The following is a 15196-nucleotide window of genomic DNA, read 5'->3' as shown; positions in this document are numbered from 1 at the left end:
GTTAACAAGGGAAATTATGAAAATTAAATATAGCATAGCTCTTCTAACAGCTACCCTGATGTTTTCAAGTTGCGAGAAGTTCTTAGATAGGCCGCAACTAACATCTGCAAATGATGACAATGCGTGGACGACAGAAGAAAACGTACGTCTTTATGCAAATAAATATTATACTGATTTTTTTGAAGGATATGGTTCAGGATTTTCTTTAGGAAGCTCCTACTTATTATCCTTCAGCGATGATGTTGTGAGACAGGGTAACCAAGCTGAATTTACTTTAGCTGTACCTAATAGTGGAATTTGGTCATACACAAACATTCGCTCCATTAACATTATGTTGGATCGTGTTGAAACTCGCATGTCAACGATATTAACACCTGAGGCATATAATCACTGGATTGGGATTGGAAGATTCTTCCGCGCAATGGCCTATTCTGATCTAGTCCTTGCGTATGGGGATGTTCCTTATTATGACAAACCTGTAAGTGATACTGATTTCGACGCATTATTCAAAAACCGTACTCCGAGAAATGAAGTAATGGATGCAGTTTATGAAGATTTAAAATTTGCTTTAGAAAATGTACGTTTGAGCGATGGTGTACAATCTGTAAACCGTTATGTAGTAGCAGGTTTTATTTCTCGAATTGCTTTATCAGAAGGCTCGTGGCAAAAATATTATTATGAAAATAATGATCAAGCTAAAAAGTTCTTTGAACTAGCTCTTGAAGCTGGAGAACTAGTGATTTCTAGTTCTAAATATGATATAGTCACGGATTATAGATCCCAGTTTACTTCAGAGAATCTCACTGGAAATAAGGATATGATTCTTTATAGAGAATATAATGAATCTATTAATGTAAAGCATGCATTATTATCTACCCATAATTTAGCCGATAATGTGACATATGGACCCTCATCGGACTTAATTAAGTCTTTTATTTGCGTGGATGGTTCTGTGTGGCAAAATTCATCTGAAACTAATGCTAATAATTTTGTAACATCACAATTATTCAAAACAAGAGATTCTAGATTTGAAGCGGTGTTTCATGAAAAACCAACTGCAAGAAATAGAGGTTCTTTCCTGTATATTACGAAGTTCCTTCCTCGTGATGTTGAAGCACGTGTAGCTGCAGGTGGTGCTGCGGGTACAGCGTTTACAGGTGCTAATAATACTACGGACGCCCCTGTATTAAGATATGCAGAAGTTTTATTAAATTGGATAGAAGCCAAAGCTGAATTATCAACTTTGGGTGAAGCCGCAGTGGATCAATCAGATATCGATCGTTCAATTAATAAAATTCGTAACAGACCATTAGCTGCTGAAGCTATACAAAAAGGAGTTAAGAAAACAGCACCTATGACTTTAGGTATGTTACCTTCTGATCCAGAAAGAGACGTTACTATTTCTCCGCTTATGTGGGAGATTCGTAGAGAACGTCGTATGGAGATGACATTCGAGTTTAATCGCTTAGCAGATTTGAAACGTTGGAAAAAACTAGATTATATGGATACCGATGCTAACCCTGATTTATTAGCAGGAGGTTGGGTTGATTTCCCAAATCAAATTCCTGGAGAAATTAAATCAGGTATTTCAGTAGTTAAGCTTAATGGACAAATCGAAGTTTTTAATCCAGACAATCCAGAAAGTGCAGCAAAAATGGTTGGATTCTACCGTTATAGTTTGAATCGTTCAAGACAACAATTCTTAGGCTTAGGTAATGTTAATCCATATTTATCGCCTATTGGAAGAAACCAAATCAATGAGTATCAGTCTCGTGGTTATGTATTATCACAAACAGAAGGGTGGGCTCAAAATTAATTTTGAATTCATTATATATTAATCATACATATATGAAAATTACAAAGCATACTATTGGTAGATTATTGCTTGCCTTTATCAGCATAGCTTCATTTATATCATGTACGGAGGATTTCCCAGGAAATGTAGAATCAGATAAATATACAGATTTGAAATCTATACGTATAGTAAATGCTGGTGCATCTGGTCAGGAAATTCTAGAAGGTCAAATTAATCAGAATACTAAATCAATTACATTTCCAAGGATCGATACTTTGTCCGATTTTGAAAATATCAAATTCGAAGCCATTACTTCTGAAGGCTCAAAACTTGAAAAAGAAATTTTTGAAATTCCTTATCAAAGCGGAGATACACAAAGGGAAATCATTTTGAAAGTAACAAATTTACCTCGTTTTAAAGAATATAAGGCCATAATTCGATTTAAAGTACCAGTTTATGGCGCTAATTTAGATGCACCGTCATACTATGACTATTCTTCTAATGCATTAGGAAATCCGATTTACCCTTCTTTAGCAACGGCTAATACGAGAGGTACAGGTTTTGATGGAAATCATGTTCTGATCATAGAAAGAGGGGGTGCTGGTGTTCATTTATTAGAAGTTAATAAACTTAAAAGTAATGTAATAGAACGTATCCCATTAAATATGGAAGGAGTTACTGGTGGTACTTTAACTGTAAATATGGGGGCTCAAGCTCATGGTCACTCTTATGTTGCGAATCTTTCTGGCGCTCATGCATCTCCATTGAAATTATACCATTGGTCTGATCCTTCAAAAGCTCCAGATGTTGTTGCAAATATCAACGTTGCTAGTTTAGCTGGTGCAGCTGTTCGTCACGGTGATACATTTTCCATCAACATTGATAAAAATGGTAATGGATATGCGTACTTTATGGCTTCTTCTCAGATAATTCGTTTGAAAATAACAAATTTTAAGGAAGGTTCTGAACCCACAGTTATTACTTCACGAATTAATTATGAGCAGTGGGGACATTATTCTCAAATAGGAACAACTGAATCTTATATTATTTCAGGACACTCTCAGCCTTTCTCATTAGTGAATAATGGAGCATCTGCTTCTTATACTATGAAAGTAGAATCTTTACCGAAAAGTTTAACGGATATTAAAATATTTACATTTAATGGTACGAGATACTTATTAGGTATTACTGTCCCTAGAGGTGCGCCTAATGGAACTTCAGCGACAATGTACCTTTATAATATTAATAGAGGTAGTAACATTGTTGATGCGCTGACTGCTTTAGAACAAACGGCTATTGACGGGAAAGTGGCACCTCATATATTTTCATTCGAAGTAGGCACAACCGTAAATATTTCACCTGGAACTCAAGCTGGATATCATATTATAAAAGATGCTTCAGGTAAAGATGAAAAGTTAATGCTATATGGAGCAACTTCTCAAGGAGGTTTCGCTATCATTGAGTTTGGTGTAGCTGTTGCTGAAGATTAATTTTTAAAGTAGACAATTATAAAGGACATCTAAAACTTATCCCTAATAAGAATTAGATGTCCTTTCATTATTTTAACCGTTATAAATTTTACTTTCCAAATGAAAATAATTTCAAATTATTTATTATTACTTTGTAGTGTAATATTATTATTTACTTCCTGTAGCAAGGAATCAGATGGTCCTAGTGTTTCTCCTCAGCCTACACCTGATCCCCCCTCCTCAGAATTAAAATTCCCACGTAAAGAAATTCGTGCTGCTTGGATGGCTACCGTTTGGGGAATAGATTGGCCTACTTCTAAAGAGATGGCTGTGCAGAAAAAGCAATATACTGATCTATTGGATAGATTAAAACAATTGAAGTTCAATACCGTTTTTGTACAGGTTCGCGGTATGGGCGATGCATTTTACAATTCTCCATATGAGCCATGGAGTGGTAATATCACAGGAACTCGCGGCAAGGACCCTGGATATGATGTGTTAAAATTTATGTTGGATGAAGCACATGCACGCGGCATTGAATTTCATGCATGGATAAATCCATATCGTATTGCTACACGTGCAGGCAGTAATACATCTTATCCTGCATTACATAGTTCTATTCAACAAAGTTGGGTAGTAGATCACGAAAAGATTCAGATTTACAATCCTGCTTTGCCAGAGGTAAGACAGCGTCTATCGGATATCGTGAAGGATCTTGTTACAAAATACGATGTTGATGGGTTACACATGGATGATTATTTTTATCCAGATCCTTCTAGCGCAGGTACCATGAAATCAGATGATGAAGACTTTAATAGATTAAAAGGTAATTTTACGGATAAAAATGCTTGGAGACGTGATAATGTCGATAAAGCTATTGAGTTAATATATAATACTATTAAAACACATAAGCCGTCAGTTGTATTTTCTATTTCTCCAGCAGCTAGTAGAAGCTATAATTATAATACCTTATATGCAGACTTACCTAAATGGACCCAAGCGGGATGGGTGGATATTTTAATCCCTCAATTATATCAAGAGATAGGTAATTCCTCTAATCCCTTCGAACGTAATTTAGCTGATTGGACGCAGTTTAGAGGTAAATCTAAAGTGGTTATTGGTCACGGGTATTATAAGTTTGGAGCAAATGACGGTGGTGCAAAATTTCAAAATGTACAAGAGCTGGAGAATCAATTTAACCTGGTTAGAAATAACAGGTATACTGTAGGTTCTGCTATATATTCCTCCAGAGATATACTTGCGAATAGAATTGGAATCACAGACAAACTAGCTGAACTATACGCCAAAGATGTTTTGATGCCTTTTGCAGGTCGCGAAGTAGCTACTGCTCCAGTTGTTCCAAGTAATCTAAAGTTAACAGGCAGCGAGTTAAACTGGGTTGGCTCAGGTAATAATATTCGTTTTGCTGTTTATTATTTCAGTAGCCTTACTGTAGAGGGTGAGTTAGTTGGTGTTACTACTGCTAATAAAATTAATGTTACTAAAAATGGTCATTATGCTGTAACTGCATTGAACGAAGATCACGTAGAAAGTAAACCCTCAAATACAGTAGAGAAGAAATAAATAATAAATACCAATAAGGGTATCTTTAGATGCCCTTTAATTATACTTATGAAAAAAATATTTTTAGCACTCACTTTCAGTTTATGTCTTTCGGCAGTATTAGCTCAGTCCGCATTTAAATTTGCACAAATCACAGATACGCACATCGGAGGTCATTCTGGTGAAGAGGATTTGCGTCGAACGGTAGAAGATCTTAATAGTCAGACTGATATTGACTTTGTAATACTTTCAGGCGATGTCACTGAATTTGGTTCGGATGAGGAGTTGAAATTAGCCAAAAGGATATTGGATGGACTTAAATTGCCCCTGTATATCGTGCCAGGAAATCATGATAGCAATTGGTCAGAAAGTGGTGCGAATTCTTTTCGTAAAGTATTTGGTGGAGAAACTTTCTTTTTTGAACATAAAGGTTTTCAGTTTTTAGGTACAACCTCTGGACCTAATATGCGCATGAGTCCAGGTCAGATTCCACGTGAAAATTTAGTGTGGATAGACAGTGTTTTTAAGGCACATCCAAATAAAGAGATACCTATGATTTCAATTAATCATTATCCATTAGATTCTTCGCTAAACAATTGGTACGAATTGGTGGATCGTTTGCAAACAAGAAATATTCAATTTGCATTATGCGGTCATGGACATAGTAACAAGCTGTACGATTGGGATGGAATTCCGGGCGTGATGAGTCGTTCAAATCTTCGTGCTAAAGCAGAAGTAGGTGGTTATAATATCATTACGCTGACGAAGGATTCTGTTTTCTTTCAAGAACGAAATCCATCAGTTTCTACACAAAACGCTTGGTTGAAGTTTCCATTAAAAAAACTAACATTCGACGGCAACTACAAACGTCCTGATTTCTCCGTGAATGAAACGACTAAAGCAAAAGTAGCTTGGGAATATATTAATGATGGTGATTTGGGGGCTGGATTTAGTTCCGATGGCAAATTAGCCTTCACAGCCAATACCATTGGAGAATTATACGCATTGGATATCAAAACAGGACTAAGAAAATGGGTATTTCAAACTGGTGGTAAAATTTATTCTACTCCAGCAGTAGCAAATGGTATTGTCATGGTTGGATCTTCGGATAATTTTATCTACGCTGTAAATAGTAAAACAGGGAAAGAAATTTGGAAAGTACAAGCTGATCATGCGGTATTAGGATCACCGAATATTTACAAAGGAAAAGTTTATATCGGGGCTTCGGATGGTATTTTCAGATGTATTGATTTGAAATCTGGTAAAGTCGTGTGGACATACGATCAGGTCAAAAACTATGTGTCTACATTACCTACCATTGCAGATGGAAAAGTGATATTTGGTTCTTGGGGTAATGGGTTTTATGCGTTGGATGTCAATACAGGTAGGTTGGTCTGGGAATGGAATAATGGTCATACCAACAGAATGTTTTCGGCAGCAGCTTGTTATCCAGTGGTCGCTAATAATCGTGTGTTTATCGTTGCACCAGATCGTTTTATGTCAGCGTTAGATCTCAAAACAGGTAAAGTAATTTGGAGAGAAAAGAAGGATGAATACCGTGTTCGCGAATCAATGGGTCTATCCTTTGATGAAAAATACGTATACGCAAAGACTATGGATGGTGAATTAATAGGAATTCCAGTAACTGCTAATCATATGGATGTGAGCTGGAAATCAAAGCTAAAATTACCATATGAGTTAACACCTTCGGCTATTTATAGCAATAAGGATTTGGTTGTGGTACCGAATAATTCTGGATTAGTATCTGCAGTACATCCGAAATCTGGTGAAGTGCTTTGGCAATATAAAATTACCAATGGCATGGTGAATCCGACTTTGGTAACCAAAAAATATATAATTGCAAGTACAATGGACGGTAAGATCGTCAAACTAACTTACTAGTTATAGTAACCAGTCATGAAAAGAATAATATCTTTAATCCTTCAACTTTGTATAGTTTCCTTGACTTTTGCGCAGCAGCAGCAGTCGTGGATTCGGATAAATCAACTTGGCTATTTGCCAGAAAGTACTAAAGTGTTGGTTTGGGTTTCCAAAACGGATACTAGAATTAAATCTTTCGAAGTCATTGATTCCAAAACAAATGAATCTATTTACAAAGGTAAAGTCAATAAAATCTTTGCAAAATATGGTCCTTTTGATCAAGGTGCAAGATTGGATATTTCAGCAGTAAAAAAATCGGGTACATATATCGTCAAAACGAATGACGGTACTTCTTCACCTGTGATTAAAATAAATAAAGATGTATATAAAGGTACTGCGGATTTTGCGTTGCGGTATATGCGTCAACAGCGCACATTATTCAACCCTTATTTAAAAGACAGTTGTCATACGCACGATGGCTTCACGATGTATGCTTCCTCAGTTGGTTTACCTGATAGCACGCATATTGACGCTGGAGGTGGCTGGCACGATGCGTCCGATTATTTGCAATATTCCACTACTTCAGCGAATGCTACTTTTCATTTGTTAGCAGCATATCGCGATTTTCCGCAGGTATTTTCAGACGAAAAACAAGCAAATGGCTTGGATGGCAAAAATGGAATTGCGGATGTATTGGATGAAGCAAAATGGGGATTAGATTGGTTGTTAAAAATGCACCCTAAACCAAATATGATGTTCAATCAAATAGCCGATGATCGAGATCATTCTGGATACAGGTTGCCAGGCTTGGATTCTTTATATGGAAGAGGTCATGAGCGTCCAGTATATTTTATCGATGGCAAGCCACAGCAACGTGGCAAGTTCATGAATAATACCACAGGCACCAGCTCTACTGCCGCAAAATTCACTAGTGCATTCTCATTGGGGTATCACTTGTTAAAAAAAACGCACAAAGATTATGCAGAAAAACTGAAGGAAAAAGCCAAAAAAGCATATGATTATGCGCATATCAAACCCGGTGTAACACAAACTGTCTCTGTTAAATCACCTTATATCTATGCCGAAGACAATTGGGTGGACGATATGGAATTAGCGGAAGCAATGATGTATTCTTTGGGTAAAGACAAATCTAATCTTACGAAAGGCTTAAGTTATGCTCGTCAAGAGCCTGTTACACCTTGGATGATTCGAGACACGGCAAATCATTACCAATATTATCCATTTATCAATTTGGGTCATTATGAATTGGCTAAAGTGATGGAAGGCAGGCAGAAGGAGGAGGTTTTGAAGTATTACAAAGATGGGATAGATTACGTGTGGAATAGAGCCAAAGAGAATATGTTTTACCGCGGTGTGCCGTATATCTGGTGTAGCAATAATTTAACCACTTCTTTTGTTATACAAGCTTATTGGTACAAACAATTAACTGGAGATATACAATATAGTGAGTTGGAGCAAGCAAATTTTGATTGGCTCTTTGGTGTGAATCCTTGGGGAACGAGTATGGTTGTTGGTTTACCAGCAGATGGTGACACACCGGTATATCCACACTCTTCGTTTACCTATTTGCACAATATGCCTATTGATGGCGGTTTAGTAGATGGACCAGTTTATGCAAGAACATACAATAATCTTATTGGAATTCAGTTATTAAAACCAGATGATTATGCTGATTTCCAAAGTGATTTAGTAGTATATCACGATGATTTTGGAGATTATAGTACGAACGAGCCGACAATGGATGGAACAGCATCGTTGATTTATCTGCTCTCAGCAAAAGAAGCTGAGAGTAAAAAAAAAAGATAACAGATAAATATGGAGCAGTAATACGTGGTAATCCAGCGAAAAGAAATGTTAGCTTAGTTTTTACTGGTGACGAATTTCGTGATGGATTACCTCATATAAGCCAAGTACTGGAAAAGAAAAATGTAAAAGGAGCTTTTTTTGTTACAGGAAAGTTTTTAGAAGATAATAAATCTGCCAAGCTACTTTCAAATCTGTCTAAGAAGGGACATCTTGTAGGACCACATTCGGATCAACATTTATTATACGCACCTTGGGAAAACCGTGATAGCCTGTTGGTAACTAAAAGTGAATTTGTAGACGATCTCGAAAAAAATGTACAGTGTTTAGAAAAAAATGGTATTAAAAGAGGAGATATTTTTATTCCGCCTTATGAGTGGTACAATAAAAAAATAGTAGATTGGTCAGCAGAAAGAGAGTTTGAAGTGTATAATTTTACACCAGGTTTGCGTACTCCTGCCGATTATACCTACCCACAAATGGGTACACGATATATGTCTTCCGAGAAGATTTTGAACCAATTATATGAATATGAAAGGGCAAACGGACTAAATGGCTATATTATTTTAGTACATTTAGGTACAGATGCACGCCGTGTGGACAAATTATATTGGAGACTGGAACAAATCATAGATGAATTGCGCTCAAAAAAATATAATTTCGTATCGCTTGAAAATTTATAACTGCGTTTTTTTGCGTGTTTTGTAAAAAAGTCGCATATTTACGATATTAAAATAAAATTAAGATTTCGATTTAGATGGTTAATACAACAGAGAAGGATTCGAATTACCAGGATCTGGACAAAATGTCTGTCCTTGAGTTACTTACAAATATAAATAAAGAAGATAAAACAGTTCCTATGGCTGTAGAGCGTTCAATCCCACAGATTGAGGCTTTAGTTGAGGTAGCTGTTGCGGGAATGAAAAAGGGTGGTCGAATCTTTTATATAGGTGCAGGTACGAGCGGTCGTTTGGGTATTTTAGATGCGTCGGAATGTCCACCGACATATGGTGTGCCATTTGATTGGGTAATCGGTCTTATAGCAGGTGGTGACACAGCTATCCGCAAAGCAGTAGAGTTTGCAGAGGATGATATGGAGCAAGCTTGGAAAGATTTAGATGAATATGTCATCACAGAAAATGATATTATTATAGGTATTGCTGCTTCTGGTACTACACCATATGTGATTGGTGGTTTGCAAGAGGCAAATAAACGTGGCATAGCTACAGGTTGTGTGGTATGTAATGGTGGTTCGCCGATTGCGGCTATCGCAAAATATCCTGTAGAAGTAATTGTGGGTCCTGAATTTGTAACAGGTTCTACACGTATGAAATCAGGTACAGCACAAAAATTAGTGTTGAATATGATCAGTACGTCGGTGATGATCCAATTGGGACGTGTGAAAGGGAACAAAATGGTAGACATGCAATTGTCAAATCATAAATTAGTAGGACGTGGTGTACGCATGGTGATGGCTGAAACAGGTGCAGAAGAAACTTTAGCAACAGAATTGTTGGAAAAATTCGGAAATGTGCGTCAAGCGATCGAAGCATTTAATCAAAAACAATACTAAAATCAACTAAACAATGTCACCTATAATATTATTATCGTTTTTAGTAGTTTATTTTGGGATTCTTCTCGCAGTAGCGCATTTTACATCAAAAGATTCTTCAGATAATTCAACCTTTTTCGTAGCTAACCGTAATTCCAAATGGTATTTGGTTGCTTTTGGAATGATTGGTACTGCACTATCAGGTGTTACATTTATTTCTGTTCCAGGAGATATTGGTAATGCACCAGCTGGTCTAGCAGCGAATAATTTTAGTTATTTCCAATTCGTTTTGGGAAATGCAATAGGCTTTATCATTATTGCTTATGTACTTTTGCCTTTATATTACCGTATGAATCTAACTTCCATCTATACCTATTTGGAAGAAAGATTAGGGTATAAAAGTTACAAGTCTGGTGCAATGATCTTTTTAGTATCACGTACTATCGGATCTGCATTTCGCCTTTATTTGGTAGCAATCGTATTGCAACGTTATATTTTTGATGCTTGGAATATTCCTTTTATCGTAACGGTAGCGGGCTGTTTGTTGTTAATTTGGCTATATACCAACAAAGGGGGGTTAAAAACTATTATTATCACAGATACACTTCAGACTACATTCTTAGTGCTTGCTGTAATTTTGTCAATCTATTTTATGGCAGATGGTCTTGGTATTACAGTAGTAGAAGCATTTGAAAAAGTAAAAGATAGTTCTTATTCTAAAGTCTTTGTTTGGGAAAATCTTTTAGGTGATACAAGACACTTTTGGAAACATATTATTGGTGGTGCTTTTGTTACAATTGCAATGACTGGTCTTGACCAAGATTTGATGCAAAAGAACTTAAGTATGAAAACAATTGGTGAAGCGCAAAAGAATATGATGACTTTCACATCCATTTTTGTGGTTATCAATGTGTTCTTCTTGTGTGTTGGAGCTTTGTTGTATTTCTACGCTGAAGCAAATGGTATCAATGTGAAAGATTTGGGTAAGTCGGATTATTTGTACCCAGAGATTGCGTTGAAACATTTAGGATTGTTGCCAGGAATCGTATTTATGATGGGATTGACGGCTGCAACTTTTGCGACAACGGATTCTGCTTTGACTGCACTGACGACATCATACTGCGTGGATTTCTTAGGTTTCAATAAAAAGGAAAATCCAAATGATCCTAAATTGGTGAAGCAAAGAAACATTGTACACATGGCATTCTCTATTGTGATGTTGCTTGTGATTTTGTTATTCCATGTGATCAATGATGACTCGGTAGTATCAGCAATTTTCAAAATTGCGGGTTACACCTATGGGCCATTATTGGGTTTATTTGCCTTCGGTATTTTGACAAAACGTCAAGTGAATGACCATCTTGTACCATATATCTGCGTGTTGGCACCGATTCTTATTTGGTTAATGACCTTATATGTATTGCCACATACTACATACAAAATTGGTTTCGAATTGATCGTTTACAACGGATTAATTACGTTCATATTATTGTGGTTTACTTCTCCAGGAAGAGCTTCAGATAAGCAATTGTCGGCTAAATAATAAAGCCTATAAGTGATTTGTGTGTGCAAAAAATTAACACTAAGTTTGAGTATTAGTTTTTTGTACACATGTATCATTTAATAGACGACACGGTTTCCTTTATTCGTCAACGCATTGGCGATTTCACTCCCGAATTTGGTATTATATTAGGTACAAGCTTAGGAAAGCTTGTCAATGAAATCGAAGTACACTATCAATTAATGTACTCAAACATTCCTAATTTCCCTATTTCCACTGTTGAATTTCATTCCGGCAAGTTAATATTCGGTACCCTAAATGGTCGAAAAGTAGTGGCTATGCAAGGTCGTCTGCATTTCTATGAAGGGTACAATATGCAGGAAATTACATTCCCAGTACGGGTAATGAAAGATCTTGGCATACAAAAGCTTTTCGTTTCCAATGCTTCGGGTTCGCTAAATCCAGATATCAAAAAGGGCGATATTGGAATTATAGATGATCATATCAATCTGTTGCCAGATAATCCTTTACGTGGTCCAAACGACGAACAATATGGGAATCGTTTTCCGGATATGAGTGCGCCATACGATAAGACTATGCAGCAGCAGGCTATTGAAATTGCGCAGCGAGTAGGGGTAAAAGCGCACCGTGTAGTGTATGTCTCTACCCCAGGGCCTAATTTAGAGACGAGAGCTGAATACCGCTATATGCGGATTATAGGTGGTGATATAGTTGGGATGAGTACAGTTCCCGAAGTGATTGTTGCAAATCATATGCATTTACCTGTTTTCGCAATTTCCGTAGTTACAGATGAAGGTTTTCATGCAGATTTGAAGCCTGTTTCTTTGCAAGAAATTGTAAAAGTTGCTGCTGAAATAGAACCCAAAATGACGCAGGTGTTAAAAGAGTTAATTGCACTACAATAACATCTAAATTTCTTTATTTTTGCCAAGTATATATTGAGTAGTTGATGAGTAGTTATTTTGTACGCAGCTTATTAAGTTTAATTTTCCTTTTCACATTGACATTGGCATTACAAGCGCAAGTGAATGATGAATTCAGTTCGGCATTAGATTCAGCTAGAGCCAAAGAGGATAACAAAAAGGATTCGGTAGTTTTTACAGCGAAATATATTCGTTTTGCCACATTAGCGATGTTGAAAAATGCGACCCAAACCCAGCAAATAGACACTACACATTACAATTTCCAATATTATAATCAACAAAATTTGCCTTGGAATCCAAGTATCCATTTAGGATCTTATGGTTTAGCAACTCGTGATTTATTATTTCAACCAACGAAAAAAATAGGTTTTCAGCCTGGTTTTCATGCATTAGAGCGTTATTTATTAACTTCTGACTCTGTATTGTACTATCGGGCAAGAGCTAGATATTCAGAATTATATGCTGTAGGTTTTTTTTTCCAAGACCAAGTATTTAAGGTGAAATTAGCTCAAAATATTCGACCAAATTGGAATATAGGTGTTGATTATCATGCCACCAATACGGAGGGGTATTTTTTTAATCAAGATTATTCAGATCGAAAGGGTGCGGTCCATACATGGTATGAGTCGCCAAGTAAAAGGTATAATTTGCTCGCAAATATGACTTTTAACAAGCTTGATGCACCTGAGAATGGTTCGGTTGTTAATGATACTCTATTTCGGGATAAAAACTTAAACTCATGGTTTTCAGCGCGAACACGTTTGAATGGTCAAAGACAAACTAGGCCATATAATAAATGGAATGACAACAGCTTCTTTTTGCGTCAATCATATTTTTTAGGGCGATTGGATACGGTCAATAATGGGTTGCCAGAAATGGAAATACATCCAACTAATGCCATTGCGCATAATACACATATTCGACAACAGCGATTTGTGTTTTACAAAAATGAAGATGATACGTTTAGTGCTTTTCCATTTGGCAATTTTAAGGAAGTACATGATACAACCAAAGTAACTACCATTTCTAATGAATTCACCTATGCTTTTTATTTACGGCCAAAAAGTGTTTTGAAAAATGAAGCTAAATTGAATCTGGGATTTCAAAATGATTTGATATGGTTGGCGGACAGTCTTTCTTCTAATTTTTACCAGAACTCCTCCGTTAAAGGTGATGCAAGTTATAAATTCTCTGATCGTATTAATTTTAATGTTGGGGTAAATCAGATTGTCTTGGGACATAATTTTGGCGATTACCTTTATGAAGCAAAAGCAGACATTTTGATTGGGGAGAATGTGGGTAAGATTTCATTGGGGGCATATTCACAAAATAAATCTCCTGAGATGGTATTTAATCGTATGAATTATACATACCACCAATGGAATAATGATTTGGATAAGACTAAAACTCAGAATTTATCATTTGCATATACCAATCCTAAGTTGGGATTTAAAGGTAGAGTGGAATATTTCTTGATTGATAATTATACCTATTTTAAAGAAATAGATAATCCAAATGAAGACGGTAGATTGGATAAAGTGATTGAAGCTGCGCAATATGGAAAATTGAACTTTTTAAAAGCTACTGTAGAACAGAACTTTAAATTTGGTAAATTCCATTTGGATAATCGTGTTGTTTATCAAAAATCCGATGCAATGGATGTGATAGCGACACCTGAATTATATACTTGGCATAGCTTCTATTTTGATTCGAGATGGTTTGATGTGTTGAATATTCGAATTGGTACTGATATTCGATTTAATACACCTTTTGTCACTCCATCTTATTCGATTAATACTGGACAGTTTTATAATACAAATACCAGCTTAGAGTTTTCAACTTATCCAATAGTTGATTTTTGGGCGACTATGAATATTAAGCGTGTAAATCTTTTTATTAGTAACAATTTTACGAATCAATATTTGTATCCAAAGGGATACTATTCTGTACGTCGTTATCCAATGAATCCAGCCAACTTTAGATTTGGTGCATCTTGGAAATTTTATGACTAAAAACTATCTGTCTTTTTATTAGGAATTTACAGTATTTGATAGTAAAAAAGTTTAAAAAACATTTTGAAACTTAAAAATTAGGGCTATATTTGCACACGCAATCGGGATAAGGTTGTGGAGTTCTGATAAAGAAAAACAAAAATGTTTGGAGGCTTAGCTCAGCTGGTTCAGAGCATCTGCCTTACAAGCAGAGGGTCACTGGTTCGAATCCAGTAGCCTCCACCAAACATTCTAAGGAGAATTAGCTCAGCTGGTTCAGAGCATCTGCCTTACAAGCAGAGGGTCACTGGTTCGAATCCAGTATTCTCCACCATCCATACGGAGGCTTAGCTCAGCTGGTTCAGAGCATCTGCCTTACAAGCAGAGGGTCACTGGTTCGAATCCAGTAGCCTCCACTCTACAAATGAAAGCATCAAGAGATTGATGCTTTTTGCTGTTATAACCTAATTTTTAAATATACACTTTTTATAAACTAAATTCTTCTGTATTGGACACGTATTATGTGTGCGTGCGATAATACTGATTTGAACACCCGATAGCGTGGATATTTTATCTGTAAGGTAAACTTCTAATAATTTTACTATCCCTCAGTAATTCAGATTAGCAGATAGATAACTCATCACACTTTTCATTTTGAGTATGTTTTACCATATTT

The 15196-nt window shown here is 36.2% G+C and carries 10 protein-coding genes and 3 tRNA genes; all 13 read left to right on the top strand.

The annotated features are described in order from the left end of the window. Nucleotides 1-16 precede the first annotated feature (16 nt). The 13 genes from GOQ16_RS02095 (at nt 17) to GOQ16_RS02040 (ending at nt 14936) form a co-directional block, all read left to right on the top strand. The gene (locus GOQ16_RS02095; protein WP_160067425.1) at nt 17-1816 is read left to right on the top strand and encodes a RagB/SusD family nutrient uptake outer membrane protein; all 1800 of its coding nucleotides are present in this window, start codon (nt 17-19) and stop codon (nt 1814-1816) included. Nucleotides 1817-1848: 32 nt separating this feature from the next. After that, entirely contained in the window at nt 1849-3285 is a 1437-nt protein-coding gene (locus tag GOQ16_RS02090) for a DUF4623 domain-containing protein (RefSeq protein ID WP_160067423.1), read from the top strand. A gap of 99 nt (nt 3286-3384) precedes the next feature. Continuing rightward, nucleotides 3385-4848 carry a glycoside hydrolase family 10-like protein gene (locus GOQ16_RS02085; protein WP_160067421.1) on the top strand — a complete coding sequence of 488 codons (1464 nt, stop codon included), beginning with the start codon at nt 3385-3387 and terminating at the stop codon, nt 4846-4848. A gap of 48 nt (nt 4849-4896) precedes the next feature. Continuing rightward, nucleotides 4897-6729 carry an outer membrane protein assembly factor BamB family protein gene (locus GOQ16_RS02080; protein ID WP_160067419.1) on the top strand — a complete coding sequence of 611 codons (1833 nt, stop codon included), beginning with the start codon at nt 4897-4899 and terminating at the stop codon, nt 6727-6729. Nucleotides 6730-6744: 15 nt separating this feature from the next. Continuing rightward, nucleotides 6745-8535 (top strand): glycoside hydrolase family 9 protein, encoded by a 1791-nt coding sequence (locus GOQ16_RS02075; protein WP_240140945.1) that lies wholly within the window; start codon nt 6745-6747, stop codon nt 8533-8535. Next, nucleotides 8532-9215, top strand: coding sequence for a polysaccharide deacetylase family protein (locus tag GOQ16_RS17830; RefSeq protein WP_317163797.1), 684 nt, complete (start codon nt 8532-8534; stop codon nt 9213-9215). The genes GOQ16_RS02075 and GOQ16_RS17830 overlap by 4 nt, the downstream gene beginning before the upstream one ends. Before the next feature lie 74 nt (nt 9216-9289). Beyond that, the gene (gene murQ / locus GOQ16_RS02070) at nt 9290-10105 is read left to right on the top strand and encodes an N-acetylmuramic acid 6-phosphate etherase (protein ID WP_160067417.1); all 816 of its coding nucleotides are present in this window, start codon (nt 9290-9292) and stop codon (nt 10103-10105) included. A gap of 13 nt (nt 10106-10118) precedes the next feature. Continuing rightward, nucleotides 10119-11627 carry a sodium:solute symporter gene (locus GOQ16_RS02065; protein ID WP_160067415.1) on the top strand — a complete coding sequence of 503 codons (1509 nt, stop codon included), beginning with the start codon at nt 10119-10121 and terminating at the stop codon, nt 11625-11627. A 68-nt stretch (nt 11628-11695) separates the two neighbouring features. Then, on the top strand, nt 11696-12511 hold the full coding sequence (locus tag GOQ16_RS02060) for a purine-nucleoside phosphorylase (RefSeq protein WP_160067413.1): 816 nt from the start codon (nt 11696-11698) through the stop codon (nt 12509-12511). Between the two features lie 44 nt (nt 12512-12555). Then, nucleotides 12556-14541 carry a putative porin gene (locus GOQ16_RS02055; protein WP_160067411.1) on the top strand — a complete coding sequence of 662 codons (1986 nt, stop codon included), beginning with the start codon at nt 12556-12558 and terminating at the stop codon, nt 14539-14541. Nucleotides 14542-14688: 147 nt separating this feature from the next. Then, nucleotides 14689-14766, top strand: a tRNA-Val gene (locus GOQ16_RS02050). A 10-nt stretch (nt 14767-14776) separates the two neighbouring features. Then, nucleotides 14777-14854, top strand: a tRNA-Val gene (locus GOQ16_RS02045). A 7-nt stretch (nt 14855-14861) separates the two neighbouring features. Then, a tRNA-Val gene (locus tag GOQ16_RS02040) sits at nt 14862-14936 on the top strand. Nucleotides 14937-15196: the final 260 nt, after the last annotated feature.

The organism is Sphingobacterium bovisgrunnientis, assembly GCF_009829085.1.
GTDB classification, from domain to species: Bacteria; Bacteroidota; Bacteroidia; order Sphingobacteriales; family Sphingobacteriaceae; genus Sphingobacterium; species Sphingobacterium bovisgrunnientis.
The sequence above is the reverse complement of the archived record's forward strand: the minus strand, read 5'-3'. Positions and strand labels throughout refer to the sequence as shown.